This window comes from Streptomyces yamdrokensis (assembly GCF_053890455.1).
Map to the genome: position 1 here is coordinate 3481884 of NZ_CM132679.1, position 21707 is coordinate 3503590.

The 21707-nt window shown below is 72.4% G+C and carries 22 protein-coding genes, 1 pseudogene and 1 riboswitch; of the genes and pseudogenes, 10 read left to right on the forward strand and 13 right to left on the reverse strand.

All coding sequences use genetic code 11. The features are described from left to right. The first annotated feature begins 66 nt into the window (after window positions 1-66). Entirely contained in the window at window positions 67-1866 is a 1800-nt protein-coding gene (locus tag ACWZEH_RS15205) for an alpha/beta hydrolase (protein WP_456198910.1), read from the forward strand. 39 nt (window positions 1867-1905) lie between these two features. Here the strand turns inward: ACWZEH_RS15205 and ACWZEH_RS15210 are convergent, their stop codons facing one another. After that, window positions 1906-2106: a hypothetical protein gene (locus tag ACWZEH_RS15210; protein ID WP_456198911.1), complete on the reverse strand. Its 201-nt coding sequence runs from the start codon at window positions 2104-2106 to the stop codon at window positions 1906-1908. 346 nt (window positions 2107-2452) lie between these two features. On the opposite strand from ACWZEH_RS15210, the gene ACWZEH_RS15215 reads away from it, so the two are divergent. After that, window positions 2453-4537, forward strand: coding sequence for a HelD family protein (locus tag ACWZEH_RS15215; protein ID WP_456198913.1), 2085 nt, complete (start codon window positions 2453-2455; stop codon window positions 4535-4537). Window positions 4538-4557: 20 nt separating this feature from the next. Here the strand turns inward: ACWZEH_RS15215 and ACWZEH_RS15220 are convergent, their stop codons facing one another. The 4 genes from ACWZEH_RS15220 to ACWZEH_RS15235 form a co-directional block, all read right to left on the reverse strand. Continuing rightward, window positions 4558-5274 carry a copper homeostasis protein CutC gene (locus ACWZEH_RS15220; protein ID WP_456198914.1) on the reverse strand — a complete coding sequence of 239 codons (717 nt, stop codon included), beginning with the start codon at window positions 5272-5274 and terminating at the stop codon, window positions 4558-4560. 144 nt (window positions 5275-5418) lie between these two features. Then, window positions 5419-6099, reverse strand: a complete 681-nt coding sequence (locus ACWZEH_RS15225; RefSeq protein WP_456198915.1) for a maleylpyruvate isomerase family mycothiol-dependent enzyme — start codon at window positions 6097-6099, stop codon at window positions 5419-5421. Window positions 6100-6162: 63 nt separating this feature from the next. Further along, a complete protein-coding gene (locus ACWZEH_RS15230; protein ID WP_456198917.1) occupies window positions 6163-7041 on the reverse strand; it encodes an alpha/beta fold hydrolase in 879 nt (292 codons plus the stop codon). Between the two features lie 277 nt (window positions 7042-7318). After that, on the reverse strand, window positions 7319-7522 hold the full coding sequence (locus tag ACWZEH_RS15235; RefSeq protein WP_456198919.1) for a DUF397 domain-containing protein: 204 nt from the start codon (window positions 7520-7522) through the stop codon (window positions 7319-7321). Window positions 7523-7660: 138 nt separating this feature from the next. Here ACWZEH_RS15235 and ACWZEH_RS15240 point away from each other — a divergent pair, with 138 nt between their 5' ends. The 4 genes and pseudogenes from ACWZEH_RS15240 to ACWZEH_RS15255 all read left to right on the forward strand — a co-directional run. Beyond that, window positions 7661-8320 (forward strand): HD domain-containing protein, encoded by a 660-nt coding sequence (locus tag ACWZEH_RS15240; protein ID WP_456198921.1) that lies wholly within the window; start codon window positions 7661-7663, stop codon window positions 8318-8320. A gap of 38 nt (window positions 8321-8358) precedes the next feature. Next, the gene (locus ACWZEH_RS15245; protein WP_456198923.1) at window positions 8359-8655 is read left to right on the forward strand and encodes a hypothetical protein; all 297 of its coding nucleotides are present in this window, start codon (window positions 8359-8361) and stop codon (window positions 8653-8655) included. Continuing rightward, on the forward strand, window positions 8652-8957 hold the full coding sequence (locus tag ACWZEH_RS15250) for a hypothetical protein (protein WP_456198925.1): 306 nt from the start codon (window positions 8652-8654) through the stop codon (window positions 8955-8957). Before ACWZEH_RS15245 ends, ACWZEH_RS15250 begins: the two co-directional genes overlap by 4 nt. Window positions 8958-8985: 28 nt before the next feature. Next, a pseudogene (locus tag ACWZEH_RS15255) lies at window positions 8986-9471 on the forward strand (GNAT family N-acetyltransferase); the annotation flags it as partial. Here the strand turns inward: ACWZEH_RS15255 and ACWZEH_RS15260 are convergent. Beyond that, window positions 9453-9746, reverse strand: a complete 294-nt coding sequence (locus ACWZEH_RS15260; RefSeq protein ID WP_456198926.1) for a DUF4031 domain-containing protein — start codon at window positions 9744-9746, stop codon at window positions 9453-9455. The pseudogene ACWZEH_RS15255 and the gene ACWZEH_RS15260 overlap by 19 nt on opposite strands. Beyond that, on the reverse strand, window positions 9743-10165 hold the full coding sequence (locus ACWZEH_RS15265) for a hypothetical protein (protein ID WP_456198928.1): 423 nt from the start codon (window positions 10163-10165) through the stop codon (window positions 9743-9745). The genes ACWZEH_RS15260 and ACWZEH_RS15265 overlap by 4 nt, the downstream gene beginning before the upstream one ends. Before the next feature lie 55 nt (window positions 10166-10220). Between ACWZEH_RS15265 and ACWZEH_RS15270 the strand changes: the two genes are divergently transcribed. The 3 genes from ACWZEH_RS15270 to ACWZEH_RS15280 all read left to right on the forward strand — a co-directional run bounded on the left by ACWZEH_RS15270 (window position 10221) and on the right by ACWZEH_RS15280 (window position 12790). Continuing rightward, window positions 10221-11135 (forward strand): MurR/RpiR family transcriptional regulator, encoded by a 915-nt coding sequence (locus ACWZEH_RS15270; protein WP_456199613.1) that lies wholly within the window; start codon window positions 10221-10223, stop codon window positions 11133-11135. A gap of 100 nt (window positions 11136-11235) precedes the next feature. Continuing rightward, window positions 11236-12177, forward strand: coding sequence for an N-acetylmuramic acid 6-phosphate etherase (murQ, locus tag ACWZEH_RS15275; RefSeq protein WP_456198930.1), 942 nt, complete (start codon window positions 11236-11238; stop codon window positions 12175-12177). A gap of 43 nt (window positions 12178-12220) precedes the next feature. After that, entirely contained in the window at window positions 12221-12790 is a 570-nt protein-coding gene (locus ACWZEH_RS15280; RefSeq protein ID WP_456198932.1) for a hypothetical protein, read from the forward strand. A 17-nt stretch (window positions 12791-12807) separates the two neighbouring features. Here ACWZEH_RS15280 and ACWZEH_RS15285 read toward each other — a convergent pair whose 3' ends face one another. The 6 genes from ACWZEH_RS15285 to thrC form a co-directional block, all read right to left on the reverse strand. Beyond that, window positions 12808-14298: an MFS transporter gene (locus ACWZEH_RS15285; protein ID WP_456198934.1), complete on the reverse strand. Its 1491-nt coding sequence runs from the start codon at window positions 14296-14298 to the stop codon at window positions 12808-12810. Window positions 14299-14493: 195 nt separating this feature from the next. Beyond that, the gene (locus ACWZEH_RS15290; protein WP_456198936.1) at window positions 14494-15624 is read right to left on the reverse strand and encodes an NADH:flavin oxidoreductase; all 1131 of its coding nucleotides are present in this window, start codon (window positions 15622-15624) and stop codon (window positions 14494-14496) included. 252 nt (window positions 15625-15876) lie between these two features. After that, window positions 15877-17499 (reverse strand): chaperonin GroEL, encoded by a 1623-nt coding sequence (groL, locus tag ACWZEH_RS15295; RefSeq protein WP_456198937.1) that lies wholly within the window; start codon window positions 17497-17499, stop codon window positions 15877-15879. Between the two features lie 422 nt (window positions 17500-17921). Then, on the reverse strand, window positions 17922-18125 hold the full coding sequence (locus ACWZEH_RS15300) for a cold-shock protein (protein ID WP_004986573.1): 204 nt from the start codon (window positions 18123-18125) through the stop codon (window positions 17922-17924). Between the two features lie 451 nt (window positions 18126-18576). Further along, window positions 18577-18852: a MoaD/ThiS family protein gene (locus ACWZEH_RS15305; RefSeq protein WP_456198939.1), complete on the reverse strand. Its 276-nt coding sequence runs from the start codon at window positions 18850-18852 to the stop codon at window positions 18577-18579. Beyond that, window positions 18849-20171: a threonine synthase gene (gene thrC / locus ACWZEH_RS15310; protein WP_456198941.1), complete on the reverse strand. Its 1323-nt coding sequence runs from the start codon at window positions 20169-20171 to the stop codon at window positions 18849-18851. The genes ACWZEH_RS15305 and thrC overlap by 4 nt, the downstream gene beginning before the upstream one ends. Window positions 20172-20189: 18 nt before the next feature. After that, window positions 20190-20397: riboswitch (SAM riboswitch) on the reverse strand. 265 nt (window positions 20398-20662) lie between these two features. On the opposite strand from thrC, the gene ACWZEH_RS15315 reads away from it, so the two are divergent. After that, entirely contained in the window at window positions 20663-21607 is a 945-nt protein-coding gene (locus ACWZEH_RS15315; RefSeq protein WP_456199615.1) for a glucosyl-3-phosphoglycerate synthase, read from the forward strand. The last annotated feature ends 100 nt before the right edge of the window (window positions 21608-21707 follow it).

The following is a 21707-nucleotide window of genomic DNA, read 5'->3' on the forward strand; positions in this document are numbered from 1 at the left end:
ATGGTATGACAGCGGGTCCGCTGTCGCGGGCCCGTCTCCCGGTTGCCGCGAGGGAAGGGCCTGCCCATGTCACGGACCGCCACCGCCACACGGATACCGCTCACCAGGACCGCGGGGGCGGCGGCCGGGGCGCTGGTGCTGCTGCTCGGGGCGGCCGGGCCGGTGGCCGCGGGCGGGCCGGGTGGACCGGGCGGCGGGGGCGGTGAGTCCGGCGGCGGCGTGGTGCTGCGGTGGCAGGACTGCCGGGACGTGACGCGGACCGGGTTCGAGTGCGCGGTGGCGAACGTGCCCCTGGACCACGCCCGCCCCGGCGACCGCACGATCGAGCTGGCGGTGATCAGGCACCGCGCCGCGGCTCCGAAGAAGCGGGTCGGCACGCTGTTCTTCAACCCGGGCGGTCCGGGCGGCCCCGGCACCGTCGGGCTCCCGGAGCTGTACGACAAGTTCCCGGACGAACTGCGGGACCGCTACGACATCGTCAGCTGGGACCCGCGCGGCGTCGGCGAGAGCACGGCCGTACGCTGCTTCGGCACCGCCGAGGAGGCCGCCGACCGGCAGGCGGACCTCCCGCCGTTCCCGGTGGGCGAGCAGGCGCAGCAGGCGTACATCGCCGCGTACGCCGATCTCGCGGAGCGCTGCGAGCGGAGCGATCCGCAGTTGCTGCGCCATGTCTCGACCGCCGACACCGCCCGCGACCTGGACCTGCTGCGCGCCGCGGTCGGCGAGGAGCGACTGCACTACTGGGGCGTCTCGTACGGCACCCTCCTCGGCGCGACCTACGCGAACCTGTTCCCCGAACGGGCCGGACGGCTCGTCCTCGACGGAAACGTGGATCCGCTCGCCTGGGTGGGCCGGGCGGGCGCCCCGGCGGCCGCGGCGCCCGCTGCGGCCGCGGACAAGACGGTGGGCGAGGCCGGCGCGGTGGGCGAGGCCGGCGCGGCGGCCGGGCTGAACACCTTCCTGCGGCTCGGCTCCCACCTCGGGTCGGCGGACACGCTGGCCCAGTTCCTCGACCACTGCGGACGCGCGCCCGTGACCGGCTGCGTCTTCTCGGCGGGCAGCCCGGCGGCCACCCGCGACAAGTACGACACCCTCATGGCGCGCCTCGCCGGGCGTCCGGCGGGCGACCCGACGTTCGCGAGGGCGGTGAGCGAGGTGCGCGGCGGGCTCTACACCGTGCACCCCGGCTGGGCCGGGGTCGCCGACCTGCTGCAGGCGCTGTGGAGCGGCCGGCCGCTCATTCCGCTCAGCGATCCGGCGGTCCCGGCACGCTATCCGGGTTTCGAGCAGCCGCTCGCGGTGCTGTGCGCGGAGAGCCCCAACCCTCGCTCGCCGCTGCTCTACCCGGAGCTGGAGGAGCGGGCGGTGGCACAGGCGGGGGCGTTGGCCCGCTGGTGGGTGTGGGCCAACGAGCCGTGCGCCGCCTGGCCGGCCCGCGCCGCCGCTCCGTACACCGGCCCGTGGGACGGGGCGACCGCCCATCCGGTGCTGGTGGTGAACACGACCCACGACCCCTCCACCCCCTACGCGGCGGCCGTGAGCATGGCGAAGGAACTGCGCGACGCGCGGCTGCTGACGGTCGACGGACACGGCCACACCGCGCTGGACAACCCGAGCGCCTGCGTGGGGCGGCACGCGGTGCGCTACTTCCTCACGGGAGCGCTGCCGCCGAAGGGCGCGCGGTGCACGCAGGATCTCCCGCCGTTCGTCGAACGGATCCCCGGGACACCGCCGGGGTCGGCCCGGGCCGCGGCACCGGGAACCGCCCCCGCCGCGGTACCGGAGCCGGCACTGCCGTACGGCCGCTGGCCCCTGGACGTCGTCGCCGGTCTGCTTCCCGTGGAGGACCACCGCACGGCTCCCTGACCGGGGCCGGGTCCGGGGCCGGGTCCGGGTGCTGTGCGGTCAGCGGCGGCGGACGCCCGCCTCCTCGTTGTACTCACCGAGGACGGCGACCGAGAAGAGGCTCTCGGCGAAGATCCGGACCGCGCGCAGGGCGTTGCCGACACGGTGCGGGGAGTGGTGGACGGAGCCGGTGGCGGTGGCACCATGCGGGGCGCCCTGGTCACGGGCCCGGTTGCCTGGGATGAAGGTCGCTGTGCTCATGTGTCCAGAGTGCGCCATATCACCCGTTCGGGGCATCGGTCCTGGGGCCCGACTTCACGTCCCGCCGTGTACGCCCCGAGAAGCACGGTGTCCCCTTCGAGGAGGACCCGCGCCCCCGAGAACCCCCCGAGACCCCGAGGACCACGGAACACCGCGCATTCGCCAATCGTTCGCCCTGTGCGCGGGAGCCGACTAGAATCTCCCGTTCGCCCCGGCCACCGGAACGGTGGCCGACCGGGGCCCTCCCGCCTCCCTCGCCGGAGTGCCGCCGCCCGGACGGAAACCGGGTGGTCCGCCATGCCGTGACCGCACGGCATCACCGCCCGCACCAGCCGGAGGCAGCCCCGTGCCCGCGCACGTCCCCGAACCCGTCGCCACAGCCGCTCCCGCCACCGACGCCACGGGCCCCCTGGCCCGCGAGCGCGCCCACCTCACCGCGTCCCGTACCGCCCTGCGCGCGATGCGCGAGGACGTGGAGGCCCTCGACATCCGCGACGTCACCGCGAACTGGGTCAACGCGCAGATCCTGGAGCGACAGATCGGGGACCGCGTCAAGGCGCTGGCCGACCTCAGCGACACCCCTCTGTTCTTCGGCCGCCTCGACTACCTGCACGCCCCGGGCGCCGAGGAGGCGGAAGGGGCCGAGGGCGAGCGGTTCTACATCGGGCGCCGGCATGTGCACGACGCCGACGGCGACCCGATGGTGATCGACTGGCGTGCCCCGGTCTCGCAGCCGTTCTACCGGGCGTCGAGGAAGGACCCGGCGGACGTCGCGCTGCGCCGCCGTTTCGGCTACACCGGAGGCGACCTCACGGCGTACGAGGACGAGCACCTGTCCGATCCCTCCGAGGCCGCCGTCACCAGCAGACTGCTCCAGCAGGAGATCGAACGCCCGCGCGTCGGTCCGATGCGCGACATCGTCGCCACGATCCAGCCCGAGCAGGACGAGATCGTACGGTCCGGCCTGACCGGCAGCGTCTGCGTACAGGGCGGCCCCGGCACCGGGAAGACGGCCGTGGGTCTGCACCGGGTCGCCTACCTCCTGTACGCCCACCGCGAGCGGCTGGCCCGCACCGGCACCCTGGTCGTCGGCCCGAACCGGTCCTTCCTGCACTACATCGAGCAGGTGCTGCCCGCGCTGGGCGAACTGGCGGTCGGACAGGCGACGGTGGACGACCTGGTGGCCCATGTCGAGGTGCGCGGGACGGACGACGCGCGGACCGCGCTCGTCAAGGGTGACGCGAGGATGGCCGAGGTCCTGCGCCGGGCCCTCTACGCACACGTGACCATGCCCACCGAACCGGTCGTCGTCGTGCGCGGCTCGCGCCGCTGGCGGGTGGCGGCGTACGAACTGGAGGACCTGGTACGCCAGTTGCTCGACCGGGACATCCGCTACGGCGCCGCCCGCGAGGCCCTGCCGCAGCGCATCGCGCACGCCGTGCTGGTGCAGATGGAGCGGGCCGGGGAGGCGCCGGACGACAGGGTGCAGGACGCGGTGGCCCGCAACGGCGCGGTGAAGGCGGCGGTGAAGGCTCTCTGGCCGGCCGTCGATCCGGCGAAGCTCGTCCTGCGCCTGCTGACGGACCCGGAGTTCCTGGCCGGGCACGCGGCCGGACTGCTGGACGAGGACGAGCAGAAGGCGGTCCTTCGGGCGAAGCCGGCGCGGTCGGTGAAGTCCGCGAAGTGGTCGGCGGCGGACGCGGTACTGATCGACGAGGCCACCGATCTGATCCGGCGCACCCCGTCCCTCGGGCACGTGGTGCTCGACGAGGCGCAGGACCTCTCGCCCATGCAGTACCGGGCGGTGGGCCGGCGCTGCACGACCGGTTCGGCGACCGTCCTCGGCGACCTGGCCCAGGGCACCACGCCGTGGGCGACCCGGAGCTGGGAGGAGGCGCTGGGCCACCTGGGCAAGCGGGACGCGGTGGTGGAGGAGCTGACCGCCGGTTTCCGCGTCCCGGCGGACGTGATCGCGTACGCCTCCCGGCTGCTCCCGCACATCGCGCCGGGGCTGGCGCCGGTGGCGTCGATCCGCGACAACCCGGGCCTGTTCACCGTCCGGCCGGCCGACGGAACCGACGACGTGCTCGCGGCCTGCCGCGAACTGCTGGCCCACGAGGGCTCGGTCGGCCTGATCGCCGCCGACGCCCGGATCCCGGAGTTGGCGAAGGCCCTCACGGAGGCGGGCGCCGGTTACGTCGCGCCGGGCGAGGAGACGACGTACGGCACCCGGCTCACCCTGGTCCCGGCGTCGCTGGCGAAGGGCCTGGAGTACGACTACGTGGTCCTGGACGAGCCACGCGCCGTGGTCGACGGCGAGCCCGACGAACGCACCGGCCTGCGCCGCCTGTACGTGGCGCTGACCCGAGCGGTCTCGGGCCTGATCGTGACGCATGCGGCGCCCCTGCCGGAGCAGCTGCTGCCGGACTGAGCCGACCCGGCGGGACGGCGTCAGCCCACGTCGGCCGCCTCCTCGACCGCCCCGTCCACCACCCGGCGCCACTGCGCGACGGCTTCCGCCGAGACGGGCCCGGTCCATCCGCCGGGCCGGGCCGCGCCCCCGATGTGGAAGGCGTGGACCCCGGCGGTGAGCAGCGCGGGAACGTGCTCCAGTCGCAGGCCGCCCCCGACGAGCAGGTGCTGCTGGTACCCGGGCTCGTCCCCGCGCCCGGCCTCGGCCAGCAGGGTGGGCAGCCCGTCGGCCACGCCGCCGGGCGCGCCGGCCGTGAGGTAGGTGTCGAGGCCGGGCAGCCCGTCGAGCTGCTTGCGGAGGGCGTCGCGGTCGGCGGCGCGGTCGATGGCGCGGTGGAAGGTCCACGGGCAGTCGCCCAGCGCCCCGACGACCCGTTCCACGGCGTCCAGATCCACCCGGCCGTCGCCGTCGAGGAACCCGAGGACGAACTCCTCGGCCCCGGCGTCCCGCATCTCCCGCGCCGCTCCCACCAGCCGGTCGAGGTCGCCGGCGGCGAACCCGTCGGCGAGGCGCAGCATCACCCGCAGCGGGATGCCGACGGCCGCGCGGACGGCGGCGACGGTGGTGGCGGACGGGGTGAGCCCGTCGGCGGCCATGTCGGTGACCAGCTCGAGCCGGTCCGCACCTCCCGCCCGCGCGGCAACGGCGTCCCCGACGTCGAGGGCGATCACCTCCAGGACGGCACGCTTGCTCATGGAACCCCATTCCTCGGCATCAAGGGCACGGATCGACGACGTCGACGACGTCTGGAACATCGACCACCAGGACCTAGAGGTCTAGTCCAATCCAGCCTACGCCCGCCGACCGGCGATCCGCGCCCCCACACCCCGAGGCCGGTCTCACCCCCCGAAGATGTTCAGCTCCGCGGCCTTTGCCCCGGCCAGCTCGTACGGGACCCCGTCCACCGAGCGCCCCGCGTACAGCCGCACCAGCGTCGCCCCGTTTCCGGTGTACCGCGCCGAAGGCCGCTCCCCGGAGGCTTTCCCGAGCCGCAGCGGCTCGTCGGCGTCGTCGAGATCGGCGTGCAGTGGCAGATGCCCCATCACCCCCGTGACGTGGGCCAGCAGGTCGAGCGCGTACGGCAGCCCGGCCCCCGCGTACGCCCCGGGCACCCCGAGCGCCTCGCGCACGTCACCGGCATGCACCCACTCGCCCAGCGCGAGCACGTCCAGCACCCCACCGGCCTTGGCGATCACCGCCCCGGCCTCGGTCATCCCCCGCTCCAGCTCGTCGACGACACGCTGATCGCTCCAGGCGCCCCGCTCGGCGATGTCCCGCTCGTTCGAGGCGGGCGAGAACACGCCCTCCTCGAACCGGCTCTCCATCACCCGTGTGAGCGCGGCCGAACAGTGCGCCAGTACATCCCGCACGGTCCACCCCGGGCAGGCCACGACCGGCCGGCCGAAGTCCTCCTCCGCCCGGCCCCGCAACAACGGAACCAGCGCGTCCCGCTCAACGGTCAACAACCGCCCGGGAAGCCCGGGTTCACGCACGCCGTGCACATCAGCAGGAGTCGTCATGCGGGCCACGCTAGCGGCGGTTTTGTCCCCGGGAGGGAAAACGTTCCGGGGCGGGAGCGGGAGTCACCCCGCGGACGGGGCCGGGAGCGCGGCGAGTTCGCCCAGGATCCGGGCCGCCGGCGCCGGGTCGACCAGCCACTTCAGGTGACTGCCCGCGAGCGTGCGGACGTCGTACGGGTTGTCCGGCGTCAGCTCGTCGCCCTCGCGGATCAGCCGGTCCTGCAGGGCGAGCGGCATGCTCGCGTCGTCGGCCAGGCGGACGAAGGTCTTCGGGATCCGGCCCCAGGTCGCCGCCTGCGCCCGGTCCGCAAAGGTGCCGACGTCCAGGTTCTCGTCGGGCTGGAAGGTGTTCAGGAAGGTCAGGAATTCCTCGTCGGTGCCGTCGGCGAGGAAGGCCGCCTTGAGCGCCGCGAGGGCGGCCGGGTCCGCGGTGCGGAAGTTGACGCGGAGCAGGCCGAGTTCGGCGGGGTTCCCGGCCATCGCCAGTCCCAGGGAGGCGGCGTCGACCGTGGCCATCTCCGGCTCGGCGTAGTAGTCGCCGACGTCGAGCGCGACCGGGCACCAGGCCGCGACGTAGACGATGCGGTCGATCAGGTCGGGCCGCGCGTTGGCCGCGGCCGTGGCCGTGACGCCACCGCGGCTGTGGGCGACGAGGACCACCGGGCCGTTCCGCTTGGCCCGCTCCAGGACCCCGATCAGGTGCGCGGCGTTGTCGGCGAGCGTGACGCCCTTGATCGCACCGGACGCGGTGGCGAGACCCTCGGGATCCTGTGGTGCCTGGTAGGCGCGGGTGTAGGTCGCCGCGAAGCCGTGGCCGGGCAGGTCGACGGCGGCCGAACGGTGCCCGAGCAGACCCAGCTCGGCCTGGAGCGGCGCGAAGGAGAAGGAGTTCGCGAAGGCTCCGTGGACCAGTACGAACGTCGGTTGCACCTGGCGGCTCACTTTCTGCTTTCCCACGGTACCGGCGGCACGCACGCCGCGCTCTCACCGGTCGGCCGCGCTCTCGCCGGTCGGGCGCGGGGCCCGGGAGGGCGGCATACGGACAGGTGTGTGCGATCCGGCGATCCTTGCCGGAAAGGCTCGGGCCGCCCCCGAAGGAGCGGCCCCAGGACCTGGTGCAGCCGTACGCACCCCGTTCTGTCCGCTACCGCCGATGCTGCCAGGGCCGACGGAAGCGGGCCAAGCCGACCGCCACGCCATTTCCGACGGCGTTTTTCGGTCAGTGCGCGTGGCGTGCGTGAGCGATGAACGCGGACCACGTGGCCGGGGCCACGGTGAAGGTGCCCCGGCCGGTGTCCTTGGAGTCGCGGACGTGGACGGAGGCGGGGAGGGCGGCGGCCTCGACGCAGTCGCCACCGGAACCGCCGCTGTAGCTGGACTTGAACCAGTGGAGGGACTGGGCCTGTGACTGCTCGGTGTCCATAGGTCTCCTTGCAGCAACTTCTCGATGTGGCACACGGATTCGGCAGGGGACAACGCCTGTGCCCGCAGGATTCCATACCGCACACGGGCCGGGATCGACCTCTGACCTCTCGGGGCGCGTACCGGGAACAATGGCCGCATGGCCGACACCGATGTTCTGCGTGAGTGTTTCGTCCGGGCTCTGGAGGGTGCCAGGGGGGCCGGGGGCGGGCCCGGTCCCGCCCCCTACGCCGACAATCTGCTCAGCCGCTGGCAGGAGGATCAACGGCGGTATCACACCGTCGCGCACCTCACCGCCGTGCTCGACCGGGTCGACGAGCTGGCGGTGTACGCGGACGACGTGGATGTCGTGCGGCTGGCGGCGTGGTTCCATGACGCCGTCTATCTGCCCGACCGGTCCGAGAACGAGGAGCGGTCGGCGCGGCTGGCCGAGCGGGCGCTGGCCGAGGCCGGGGTCCCGGAGGCGAAGGTCGCCGAGGTGGCCCGGCTGGTGCGGCTCACCGTCACCCACGACCCGGCCGACGACGACCGGAACGGCCAGGTGCTGTGCGACGCGGATCTGGCCGTCCTCGCCTCGCCGCCGTCCGCGTACGCCGCCTACACCGTCGCCGTCCGCGAGGAGTACCACTTCGTCCCCGGCGACGCCTTCCGCGAGGGGCGGGCCGCCGTGCTGCGCCGACTTCTCGAGCTGCCCCATCTGTTCCGCACGCCGTACGGGCGGGAGCGCTGGGAGGCCACGGCCCGGTACAACATCGGCGGTGAGCTGGAACTGCTGACGGGACGAGGCCGGCCGGAGTAGCGTCGTGGAGCGGCTCTCTGCAGGAAGGATCACACTCCGTGAGCGAACATCCTGTCCACCCGGAAGCACCTGTCGAGCCACCTCCCATGCGGACCCTCGGCGAAGTCCGGGCCGCCCTTGCCGCCGGGCTCGGTTTCCCGGGCGACCTGGCCCGCCTCGAAGCCGAACTGGCGGCCACCCTCAACCGTGTCGACTTCACGGACCTGCGCGAGGTGTCCGAGCTGATCGCGACGTATCGCGGGCATGTCCTGACCCGCTGCGACCCCGACTTCGAGGCCTCCCTCGCCGAGGGCGTCGAGCTGGCTCGTGCGCTGAAACCGGAGAACCCCCGTTGACCGATCCGACGGCCGTCGTGGAGATCACGCACACCGCACGCAAGCGCCTCGACCTGCTGGGCCCCGCCGCCGGGGCGGTCGTCGAGGCGTTGCGTGCGGAGCTGGAACGGAAGCAGCAGTTGGGCCCTCGCGTCCGCGTACTCGACCAGGGTGCGGAGGTCCGGGTGACACGTGTCGAAGCCCGTGCGGACTGCCCCGCCCTGTCCGTGACGTACGTTCACCTTCCGCACCCGGCTCCCCCGACCTGCGCCGTCGTGTCGGTCGTACCGGACGACACGGGGGACGAGGATGACAAGGCCTGACGGGCGAGCGGGCACGAGCCGCATACCCACCGAACGCCTTGTCCTGGTGAGTGTCGCTCCCGCGGTCGCGTCCGATCTGTCGACGGGCGGCGACGGCGGCTTCGCGTGGGTCGGCTCCGGTCCCGCCGACGGCACCCGGGTGGGTGCCGGGATGATGGTCGAGCAGTACGAGGCAGGGGAGTTCCGGCCGGAGTGGACCGCGTACGTGCTGGTCCGGCGGGAGGACGACCTCGCCGTGGGCGCGATGGGATTCCACAGTGCTCCGGACGGGGACGGACGCGTGGAGATCGGCTACGACCTCGTCGAGGGCGCCCGCGGCCACGGCTACGCCACCGAGGCGCTGCGCGCCCTGTCGGCGTGGGCGCTGGGCCAGGGCGGGGCGCGGACCGTCACCGCCGTCATCGAGCGCGACAACGTGGCCTCGCAGAACGTCGTCACCCGCGCCGGATTCACCCGGACCGCCGAGACCGGGGGCGAGAGCGAGGGCGAGTACGTCTACGAACTGCGCCGCTGAAGCGCGCCCCCGCGCACCTCGCTCTTGCGCACCCTCAGCCCCGCCCCGTGCAGCAGCCGCACCACCTCACGGCTGCCGACCTCCACCGCTCCCGCCCGCACGACGTCCGCGTACCGGTGCCGGGGGATGTCGTAGTGGTCGCGTTCGAAGGCGCGGCGGGGGACGCCGAGGGCGGCGGCGAAGGCGTGCAGTTCGTCGTAGGAGACGTCGCTGACCAGGTGGGACCAGAGCAGGCCGTGTCCCGGCCAGGTGGGCGGGTCGATGTACACCGTCACGCCGGGGCCGCCCCGCTCAGCGAGCCCACCGCCGCGACCTTCACGCCCGACTGATGGCACACCCAGTGCGGGTCGGGGCCCAGCTCCGGTTCGACCTCCAGCGCGTGCGGGTCGCCGGAGCCGCACACCGGGCACAGCGGCCAGCGGCCGTACCGGTCCAGCAGGGCGTCCTGTACGTCCTGGGCGACCAGACCGGCCACGAACCCGGCGCCCTGTGGCCACTGTTCGACCCACCAGCGGCGCTGCGCCACGGACTCCTCGACGAGGGAGACGATCTCCGCCTCGGCGACCTCGTGCGCGACCAGGTCGGCGAGCACGAGGGCGCGTGCCGCGTGCAGCGCCTGCTCCAGGGGGCTGACGGGGGCGGCGGGGGCGGCGGGGGTGTCGTCGGGGTCGCGAGGGTCGCCGTGGGGGTGCATGCCCCCATTGTGCGCACTCTTGACCGCGCCACCGAAACGAAAATATCTTTCAATGATGACCCGAGAGGTGAAGGAAATTTTCGCTCCGCCCGCTCCCGCCGCCCTCGCGGCCAAGGTGCGGACGCTGGCGCCGTCGATGACCCGCTCCATGCAGCGGGTCGCCGAGGCCGTCGCGGGCGACCCGGCCGGCTGCGCGGCCCTCACGGTCACCGGTCTCGCCGAACTCACCGGCACCAGCGAGGCCACCGTCGTGCGTACCGCCCGCCTGCTCGGCTACCCCGGCTACCGCGACCTGCGCCTCGCCCTCGCCGGGCTCGCCGCCCAGCAGGAGTCCGGGCGCGCCCCCGCCCTCACCACCGACATCACGGTGGACGACCCCCTCGCCGACGTCGTCGCCAAGCTCGCCCACGACGAGCAGCAGACCCTCGCCGACACGGCCGCCGGACTGGACACCGGCCAGCTCGGCGCGGCCGTCGCCGCCCTGGCCGGCGCCCGCCGGACGGACGTGTACGGCATCGGCGCCTCCGGCCTGGTCGCCCAGGACCTCACCCAGAAACTGCTGCGCATAGGGCTGATGGCGCACGCCCCCGGTGACCCGCACCTCGCCGTGACCAACGCGGTGCAGCTGCGCGCCGGTGACGTGGCCGTCGCCATCACGCACTCCGGGTCCACCGGCGACGTCGTCGAACCGCTCCGGGTCGCCTTCGAGCGCGGGGCGACGACCATCGCGGTCACCGGCCGTCCGGGCGGGCCCGTCACCCGGTACGCCGACCACGTGCTGATCACGTCCACGGCCCGCGAGAGCGAGCTGCGCCCGGCCGCGATGTCCTCCCGGACCGGTCAGCTCCTCGTGGTGGACTGCCTGTTCGTGGGCGTCGCCCAGCGCACCTACGCGTCGGCGGCACCTTCGCTGGCCGCTTCGTACGAGGCGTTGGCGCATCGGCACCGGGCGGCTCGCAAGGGGCCGTAGCCGGATCGTCGTGGGGATCTGCCGGTGGTCTGTGGCTGATCGCGCAGTTCCCCGCGCTCCTGGGGCAGGCCGCCCGACCCTCCGACCGGAAAGACCCGCCATGACTCCCACCTCCCACCACCGCGATCTCCGCGCCGAGTTGGAGACCCTGACCACCGAGGCGTTCCGGCCGGAGCTGGCGGACGTCGACCTGCTGCCCACCCTCGGCATCGCCCGGCTGATGAACGGCGAGGACGCCTCCGTGGCCGTCGCCGTGGCCGAGCAGCTGCCCCGGATCGCCGCCGCGATCGACGCCGTGGCCGACCGGATGGCCCGGGGCGGCCGGCTGGTCTACGCGGGCGCGGGCACCGCCGGCCGGCTGGGCGTCCTGGACGCCTCCGAGTGCCCGCCGACCTTCAACACCGGCCCCGGTCAGGTCGTCGGCCTGATCGCGGGCGGTCCCGGTGCCCTGGTCACGTCGGTCGAGGGCGCCGAGGACTCCGCGGAGCCGGCCGCGGCCGACCTGGACGCGCTGGTGTTGACCGCCGACGACACGGTGGTCGGCGTCTCCGCCTCGGGGCGCACCCCGTACGCCGTCGGCGCCGTCACGCACGCCCGCGCGCGGGGCGCCCTGACGGTGGGGCTCGCCTGCAACGCGGGCAGCCCGCTCGCCGAGGCGGCCGAGCACGGCATCGAGGTCGTCGTCGGCCCGGAGCTGCTGACCGGCTCCACCCGCCTCAAGGCCGGCACCGCCCAGAAGCTCGTCCTCAACATGATCTCGACGATCACGATGATCCGGCTGGGCAAGACGTACGGGAACCTGATGATCGACGTACGGGCCTCCAACGAGAAGCTGCGGGCCCGCTCCCGCCGTATCGTCGCCCTCGCGACGGGGGCGGCGGACGCCGACGTCGAGCGTGCGCTGGCCGTCACGGACGGCGAGGTGAAGAACGCCGTCCTGGTCCTGCTGGCCGACGTGGACGGCCCGACCGCGGCCCGCCTGCTCGACGAGGCGAACGGCCACCTGCGCGCGGCGCTGGCGGCGGCCGCCGGCCGGCCGTGACGGCTGGGATACTGGACCCGACCCCCACAGGGAGACAAACCACATGAACCACGCGCAGCTCACCGCCCTGGGCCGCGCCCTGCGCGTCCTCGGGGAGCACGGCGAGGCGCTGACCGGTGACACGCCGGACGCCAAGCTGCACGAGGTCCGGGCGGACCTCAGGCGTGCGCTGGACCAGCTGGAGGAGAGCGTCGCCACGGCCGCGCCCAGCACGCGCTGCTCCGAGCACCCCACCGGCCCGGTCGACAAGAGCGCCCCCGACCTGTGCCTGCTGTGCGAGACCCGGCGCCGTACGGCCCGCCGCGCCGAGTTCAACGGGCCGGCGCCCCAGCACGCGTCCACCGGGCCCGCCCCGTCCCGGTACGGAATGCACGGCGACCGTCACCAGCCCCAGCAGCGCTGGCTGCCGGAGCTGTGGAACGGTCGGGCGTGGCAGTTGTGCGGCACTCCGCGCCGGGACCGCCGCGAGGCCGAACTGTTCATCGCGGCCGAGCGGCGCGGGCCCCGGGCGGCCATGGCGTACCGGCTCGTGCACGAGTTCACCGACTACGAGGTACTGCGCGTGTGGGGAACACCGGTCCGCGCCGACATCGAGCCGATGGGGAACCTGTAGTCCCCTGCTCCGGGTGACTACGCCTTGGTGGTCGAAACCGCGGCCGGCTCGCCCGCCGTCGGGCCCTCCGCGCTCGCCGCGGTGCGGCCCGCCGGCCGTTCGCGCGGGATGAAGGCCGCCACGACGAACCCGACGAGCGCGGCACCGGAGCCGAGTGCCAGCACCGTACGGAAGGCGCTCTCCGACGGCACCGCGAACGAACCGAGCCGTGTGGTCATCTGTGCCAGGACGACACCGGCGACGGCGCTGGCGACGGACGTGCCCAGGGACCGCATCAGGGTGTTGAGGCTGTTCGCGGAGCCCGTCTCGGAGGCGGGCACGGCGCCCATGATGAGGGCGGGCATCGCCCCGTAGCAGAAGCCGATACCGGCGCCGATGACGCAGGACGCGAGCACGAAGTGCCAGACCTCGGCCATGAGGACGACGTTCAGTCCGTAGCCCGCGGCGACGATCAGAGCGCCGGTCATCAGCGTCACCTTCGGCCCCCTGGCGCGGGAGACGAGCGCGGACACCGGGGCCAGCGCCATCATCACCAGGCCGGAGGGGGCCATGACCAGGCCGGCCGTCAGCAGCGATCTGCCCAGGCCGTAGCCGGTCTGCTCCGGCAGCTGGAGCAGCTGCGGGATGACCAGGGACATGGAGAACATCGCGAAGCCGATCGCCACCGAGGCGGCGTTGGTCACCAGCACCTGGGGACGGGCCGAGACCCTCAGGTCCACCAGCGGCTCGGTGACGCGCAGCTCGAAGAAGCCCCAGGAGGCCAGGACGACGACGGCCGCCGCGAACAGGCCGAGCGTGGTGCCGCTCCCCCAGCCCCAGTCGGCTCCCTTGGAGATCGCGAGCAGCAGGCACATCAGGCCGGCGGCCATCCCGATCGCGCCGGGCAGGTCGAACCGGCCGCCGGTGCGCACCTTCGACTCCGGTACGAGGGCCGCCACCAGGGCGAGCGCGACGACGCCGAGGGCGGCGGAGATCCAGAACAGCGCGTGCCAGTCGAAGTTGTCGGCGATGAGCGCGGCGGCGGGCAGGCCGAGGGCGCCGCCGACACCGAGCGAGGCGCTGATCATCGCGGTGGCCGAGCCCAGCCGCTCGGCGGGGAGTTCGTCGCGCAGGATGCTGATGCCGAGCGGGATCACACCGGAGGCGAGGCCCTGCAGGGCGCGGCCGACGATCATCGGGATCAGGCTGTCGCTGAGCCCGGCGACCACGGAGCCGACGATCAGCATGCTCATGCTGATCAGCAGCATGCGCCGCTTGCCGTACATGTCGCCGAGGCGTCCCATGACCGGCGTCGCGACGGCGGCGGCGAGCAGGGTCGCGGTGATGGCCCAGGCGGTGTCCGACGCCGAGGCGTTCAGGAACTGCGGCAGCTGCCCCACGATCGGGATGACCAGGGTCTGCATCAGCGCGACGACGATGCCGCTGAAGGCCAGGACGGCCACGACGGCGTTGGGGCGGGGCGGCGCAGAGTCCCCGGCCGTGGCGGGCCGGGCGAGTGCGTCGGACATGGGGGAGTTCTCCGTGGTGGCTCAGATCTACTTGACTTGGGCAACCTTATGGAGATTGATTGACTTAGGCAAGTTAAAATCGGGTGAACGCGGGACCGGGCGCGGACGGCAGCCCCCCGTCCGCCGCGACGACGAGGCGCCGGCGCCACCCCCGCCCCGCAGGGCCTCACGGGTGGCGCCGGCGGAACGGCGCGATCAGCTCAGCGTCTTCAGCGACGCCGCGTCGTACGGGTCGAGTTCGCCGAAGCGTCCACCGAGGACCTTCGCCGCCCAGTCCGGGTCCTGGAGCACCGCGCGCCCCACGGCGACGAGGTCGAACTCGTCACGCTCCAGCCGGTCGAGCAGGTTGTCGAGGCTGCCCAGCTCGGCGCCCTTCCCCCGGAACGCGTCCTGGAAGTCCCCGTTCAGGCCGACCGAACCGACGGTGATGGCGGGCTTGCCGGTCAGCTTCTTCGTCCAGCCGGCCAGGTTCAGGTCCGAGTCCTCGAACTCCGGGACCCAGTACCGGCGGGTGGAGGCGTGGAAGGCGTCGGCACCGGCCGCCGCGAGCGGGGCGAGGATCGCCTCCAGCTCCTCGGGGGTCTCGGCGAGGCGGGAGTCGTAGGCGTCCTGCTTCCACTGCGAGTAACGGAAGATGACCGGGAACCCGGGCGAGACCCGCTCACGGACCGCCGCGACGATCTCCGTCGCGAACTTCGCCCGCGCCACCGGGTCGCCGCCGTAGGCGTCGGTGCGGCGGTTGGTGCCGGCCCACAGGAACTGGTCGATGAGGTAGCCGTGGGCGCCGTGCAGCTCCACGCCGTCGAAGCCGATGCGCTCGGCGTCCGCCGCGGCCTGCGCGAACGCCTCGACCACCGCGTCGATGTCGGCCTGCGTCATGGCCTTGCCCGCACCCTCGGTGCCGTCCGTGCGCACGCCGGACGGGCCGAGCGCCGGCGCCTGCGGATACGGCGCCTGCCCCTGCTCGCGGACCATGCCGATGTGCCACAGCTGCGGCACGATCGTGCCGCCCGCCGCGTGCACCGCGTCGGCGACCTTCGCCCAGCCGGCCAGCTGCTCCTCCCCGTGGAACCGCGGCACCCGGTCGCTCTGCCCGGCCGACTCGTGCCCCACGTACGTGCCCTCGGTGACGATCAGTCCCACACCGGCGGCGGCCCTGCGGGAGTAGTACGACACCACGTCCTCGCCGGGGACACCGCCCGGCGAGAACATCCGGGTCATCGGCGCCATCGCGATGCGGTTCGGCACGGTCAGTCCGTTGATCGAGACCGGCCGGGACAGAATGTCCGAGGCTCGGGCGGCGGCCGTGGAGGTGGCGACGGTCATGTGGGGGCTCCTCGCTGGATGTACCGGTCGGTATGTGCGTGTGCATTCACTGCACTCCAGCGGCAACCGGCGGGGGCCGAAAGCCATTCCACCCATCCGGCCCGCCCCCTTGTGACCCCCACCACACCGGCCCGGGGGCTCGGGCCCCGGGCCCCGCTCCCCGAAACGCCCGAGGGCGGCACCCCCTGCCGGAAACAGGGGGTGCCGCCCTCGGTACTGACGGACCGGGTCCGAACCTGAGGTGGGTCAGGCTCAGAAGTCCATGTCACCGCCCGGCATGCCGCCCGGAGCGGCCGCGGAGGCCTTCTCCGGCTTGTCGGCGATGACGGCCTCGGTGGTCAGGAACAGCGCGGCGATCGACGCGGCGTTCTGCAGCGCGGAACGCGTCACCTTGGCCGGGTCGATGATGCCTTCCTTGACCAGGTCGACGTACTCGCCGGTCGCGGCGTTCAGGCCGTGGCCCGGAGTGAGGTTGCGCACCTTCTCCACCACGACACCGCCCTCGAGGCCGGCGTTGACGGCGATCTGCTTCAGCGGGGCCTCGAGCGCGAGCTTCACGGCCTGGGCGCCGGTCGCCTCGTCACCCTCGAGCTCCAGCTTCTCGAACACCGAGGAGGCCTGGAGCAGGGCCACGCCACCACCGGCGACGATGCCCTCCTCGACGGCCGCCTTCGCGTTGCGGACGGCGTCCTCGATGCGGTGCTTGCGCTCCTTGAGCTCGACCTCGGTGGCGGCACCGGCCTTGATGACCGCGACACCGCCGGCGAGCTTCGCCAGGCGCTCCTGCAGCTTCTCGCGGTCGTAGTCCGAGTCGCTGTTCTCGATCTCGGCGCGGATCTGGTTCACGCGGCCCTGGACCTGGTCGGCCGAGCCGGCACCGTCGACGATGGTGGTCTCGTCCTTGGTGATGACGACCTTGCGGGCCCGGCCCAGAAGGTCGACCGTGGCGTTCTCCAGCTTGAGGCCGACCTCCTCGGAGATGACCTCGCCACCGGTGAGGATGGCGATGTCGCCGAGCATGGCCTTGCGGCGGTCGCCGAAGCCCGGGGCCTTGACGGCGACGGACTTGAAGGTGCCGCGGATCTTGTTGACGACCAGGGTCGACAGGGCCTCGCCCTCGACGTCCTCGGCGATGATCAGCAGCGGCTTGCCCGACTGCATGACCTTCTCCAGGAGCGGCAGCAGGTCCTTGACGTTGCCGATCTTGGAGTTGGCGATCAGGATGTACGGGTCGTCGAGCGACGCCTCCATACGCTCCATGTCGGTGGCGAAGTACGCCGAGATGTAGCCCTTGTCGAAGCGCATACCCTCGGTGAGCTCCAGCTCCAGACCGAAGGTCTGGGACTCCTCGACGGTGATGACGCCTTCCTTGCCGACCTTGTCCATCGCCTCGGCGATGAGCTCGCCGATCTGGGTGTCGGCGGCGGAGATGGAGGCCGTGGAGGCGATCTGCTCCTTGGTCTCGACATCCTTCGCCTGCTCCAGCAGGGCACCGGAGACGGCCTCGACGGCCTTCTCGATACCGCGCTTGAGGGCCATCGGGTTGGCGCCGGCGGCTACGTTGCGCAGGCCCTCCTTGACCAGGGCCTGGGCGAGGACGGTCGCGGTGGTCGTACCGTCACCGGCGACGTCGTCCGTCTTCTTGGCGACTTCCTTGACCAGCTCTGCGCCGATCTTCTCGTACGGGTCCTCGAGCTCGATCTCCTTGGCGATGGACACACCATCGTTGGTGATCGTGGGGGCGCCCCACTTCTTCTCGAGGACGACGTTGCGGCCCTTGGGGCCGAGCGTCACCTTGACGGCGTCCGCGAGCTGGTTCATGCCGCGCTCGAGGCCGCGCCGCGCCTCCTCGTCGAACGCGATGATCTTGGCCATGTGAAGTGGTCCCTCCAGGACTGGGGGTGATGACTCCTTGAGGACCGCGCCCGCGCCCGCGACGGACGGCTCACAGACCCGGCGGTTCCTTGCCCCACCGGCCTGCGGGCCTCACCGACCCGGTCCTTACGTTGTCACTCTCACCTTCAGAGTGCTAACGCAATGATTAGCACTCGACCCATGCGAGTGCAAGCGCCTTCGAGGATCGGCGGGAGACTCAGCCACCCGCGAACACCCGGACGGGACGGGCGGCCGGCGGACGAGCGGCGCGGGCGGCACGCGGACGGACGGGCGCGCGGACGGGCGCCACGCCGGGCAGCAGGCGAGCGGCGCGGGCAAGGCGAAGGGCTCGCATCCCGGGTGACCCCGGAGACACGAGCCCTTCGTCGGCAGGAAAATTCTTGTGGTTGCTGGTAGCGCGTTCAGGCGGTGACGCGAACCATGTCGGCCTGCGGGCCCTTCTGGCCCTGCGAGATCTCGAACTCGACCCGCTGGCCCTCTTCAAGGGTGCGGTAGCCGTCCATCTGGATCGCGCTGTAGTGGACGAAAACATCCGCACCACCGTCGACCGCGATGAAGCCGTACCCCTTCTCCGCGTTGAACCACTTGACGGTGCCCTGAGCCATGCCTAACTCCCCTATTACTGGCCCTTGCACAGATCCGCACTTCGCGGATCCGGGTCAGACCTCACTCCCCAAATGGTTGGGGGCGTGCGCCGGAACGCGTCGACCGCGGCTGAATGTATCTGCCCAACTGCCCTCTGCAACAGGTCAGTCGGACGAGAAATCCCGACACCGCCGGGCCGGAATGCGACGGCAATTCGTCCGATTTCAGGGAAAGTCAGCCCGGACAAAACCCTCAAACGCCGCAGAAGGGGCCCGGACTTTGGCTGTATCCAGTCGGGTGAGCGGCAGGAATTAATGGTTCCCGACAGGGGAGTCGGAACCGCGTTCCCCGACTCTATCGCGTTCAATCCTACGGAATTGCCCCCTCCGCTTATCTCGCGGAGGGGGCAATCCGATGAACACCCGGTAATGATGGTTACCGATGGTAATGATCAGCTGTCGTCAGCCGCGGTCAGCCGCCGGCGACGGCCGGGATGATCGACACACCCGCGCCGTCCGGCGTCGCGGTCTGCAGGCCCTGCTCGAAACGGACGTCGTCGTCGTTGACGTAGACGTTGACGAAGCGGCGCAGCTTGCCCTGGTCGTCGAGGACGCGGGCGGCGATCCCGGTGTGGTTCTTCTCCAGGTCCGCGATGACGTCGCCGAGGGTGGCGCCCTGGGCGTCGACCTCGGCCCTGCCGCCGGTGTAGGTGCGCAGGATGGTGGGGATGCGAACGGTCACGCTCATGAGCTGAGGCCAGCCTCTCGGAAGGAGTCCAGGTTCGGGCGGATGGTCGCGGTCAGGCCGGTGTCGGCCACCGCGTCCAGCGTCTTGAGGCCGTCGCCGGTGTTGAGGACGACGGTGGTCAGGGACGGATCCAGGTCGCCGTTCTCGATCAGCTTCTTCGTGACGCCGACGGTCACGCCGCCCGCGGTCTCCGCGAAGATGCCCTCGGTCCGGGCGAGCAGCCTGATGGCCTGAACGACCTGCTCGTCCGTCACGTCCTCCACGGCGCCGCCGGTGCGGCGCGCGATGTCCAGGACGTACGGGCCGTCGGCGGGGTTGCCGATGGCGAGCGACTTGGCGATGGTCTTCGGCTTCTGCGGCCGGACGACGTCGTGGCCCGCCTTGTACGCGGTCGACACCGGCGAGCAGCCCTCGGCCTGGGCACCGAAGATCTTGTACGGCCTGTCCTCGACGAGACCGAGCCCGATCAGCTCGCGCAGCCCCTTGTCGATCTTCGTGAGCTGCGAGCCGGAGGCGATCGGGACGACGAGCTGGTCGGGCAGCCGCCACCCGAGCTGCTCGCAGATCTCGTACGCGAGGGTCTTGGAGCCCTCGGCGTAGTACGGCCGCAGGTTGACGTTGACGAAGCCCCAGCCCTCGCCGGCCGGGTCGCCGATCAGCTCGGAGCAGAAGCGGTTCACGTCGTCGTAGTTGCCCTCGATGCCGACGAGCTCACCGCCGTAGACGGCGGCCATGACGACCTTGCCCTGCTCCAGGTCGTGCGGGATGAACACGCAGGAGCGCAGTCCGGCACGGGCGGCGGCGGCGCCGACGGCACCGGCGAGGTTGCCCGTGGAGGAGCAGGAGAGGGTGGTGAAGCCGAAGGCGCGGGCGGCCTCCAGGGCCTGGGCGACGACCCGGTCCTTGAAGGAGTGCGTCGGGTTGCCGGAGTCGTCCTTGACGTACAGACCGCCGGTGACGCCGAGCTCGCGGGCGAGGTTGTCGGCCTGGACGAGCTTGGTCCAGCCCGGGTTGATGTTCGGCTTGGTCGCCACGTCGGCGGGGACGGGCAGCAGGGGCGCGTAGCGCCAGATGTTCGCGGGACCCGCTTCGATGCGCCGGCGCAGTTCCTCGGTGTCGTAGGCCGAGAAGTCGTAGGCGATCTCCAGCGGGCCGAAACACTCCTCGCAGGCGAAGACGGGGCCGAGCGGTACGCGGTGGCCGCACTCGCGGCAGGACAACGCGGCGGCGGGACCGAGATCGACGGAGGGCGCGGCCGAAGCGGAGCGCTCGGCGGGTCCGGCGGAGCCGGTGGTGTTTGCGACAGTCTGCACAGCCATGTGAGGCGAGGCCCTTTCTCCTCATCTTCCTCACGACGCATCTCGCCGTGAGACGGATTTGGCACCTTCCCTAGCCGGGAGCCTCGCGAGAACGATCGGCGCCACGTGCGCGATCCGCACTGCGCGGCGCGCTGCTGGACCGTCGATCGGCGGTGATCTACGAGAACCGGCTGGAGGGTTGCCGGGGCTTCATCGGGCCGTTTCCCTCTGCCCCTCTGGATGAGCTGTATTCGGTTGTGTGTCGTGCGGTCGTGCGGCGCGGACGAGGACCGGAGAGGGTCGCGACCCCGATGTGCGTGGCCGTCCGCGTTGTCCAAGACTGTAACCGAAGGCCAGGACGGTGCAGAGAGCACGTCCGAACCGCGAGACGGATCACGGGGACACGGACCACCGGTGTACGGACCACCGGTGTACGGACCGCAGGAGCGCCACAGGAGTATGGGCCAGAGGATCGAGGATCTATGGACCACAGGACTGAGGAGCCGCCGACCGTGCTGGAAGAAGTCGAGCGCTGGCTGGCCCAGCGCTCCTGGTCCGTGACCGACCGCCCGGTGCAACGCCTCCTGGCCGCGAAACGCGCCACGGGACAGACGGTGAGCGTGGTGCTGCCCGCGCTCAACGAGGAGGCGACGGTCGGGGAGATCGTCGCGACGATCCGGCACGACCTGATGCTGCGGGTCCCGCTGGTCGACGAGGTCGTGGTCGTGGACTCCGGCTCGACCGACCGCACGGCCCGGGTGGCCGCGGCGGCGGGCGCGACCGTGGTGCACCGGGACGCGATCCTGCCCCGCATACCCGCCGTGCCCGGCAAGGGCGAGGTGCTGTGGCGCTCCCTGCTGGTCACCCGGGGGGACATCGTCTGCTTCGTCGACGCGGACCTCAGGGAGTTCTCCGCCGACTTCGTCACCGGCATCGTCGGCCCCCTGCTCACGGAGCCGGACGTGCAGCTGGTGAAGGCCATGTACGACCGGCCCCTGGGCGACGCCGCCGGCCAGGGCGGCCGGGTCACGGAACTGATGGCGCGCCCGCTGCTCAACCTGCACTGGCCGCGGCTGGCCGGCTTCGTGCAGCCGCTGGGCGGCGAGTACGCGGCCCGCCGCTCGCTCCTGGAACGGCTGCCCTTCCCCGTCGGCTACGGCGTCGAGCTGGGCATGCTGGTCGACGCCCTGCACCTGGTGGGCCTGGGCGCCCTCGCGCAGGTCGACGTCGGCGTGCGCAGACACCGTCACCAGGACGGCCAGGCCCTCGGCCGCATGGCCGCCGCGATCTACCGCACCGCCCATCTCCGCCTGGCCCGCAGCCATCTCCTGCGCCCCGCTCTCACCCAGTTCGAACGCACCGGCACCGGCTTCGAGCCCCACACCCACCCGGTGGACACCCAGGAGCGCCCTCCGATGACGGACATAGCCGAGTACCAGTCCCGCCGGGTGGCCTGACCACGACGGTCCGCGGCCCCTGCCGCAGCCCTTGACCTGACCTTCCGGGGGCATCCGGTCGTATACGGCCGGTCCGCTGATCCGCGTACGGCCGATCCGT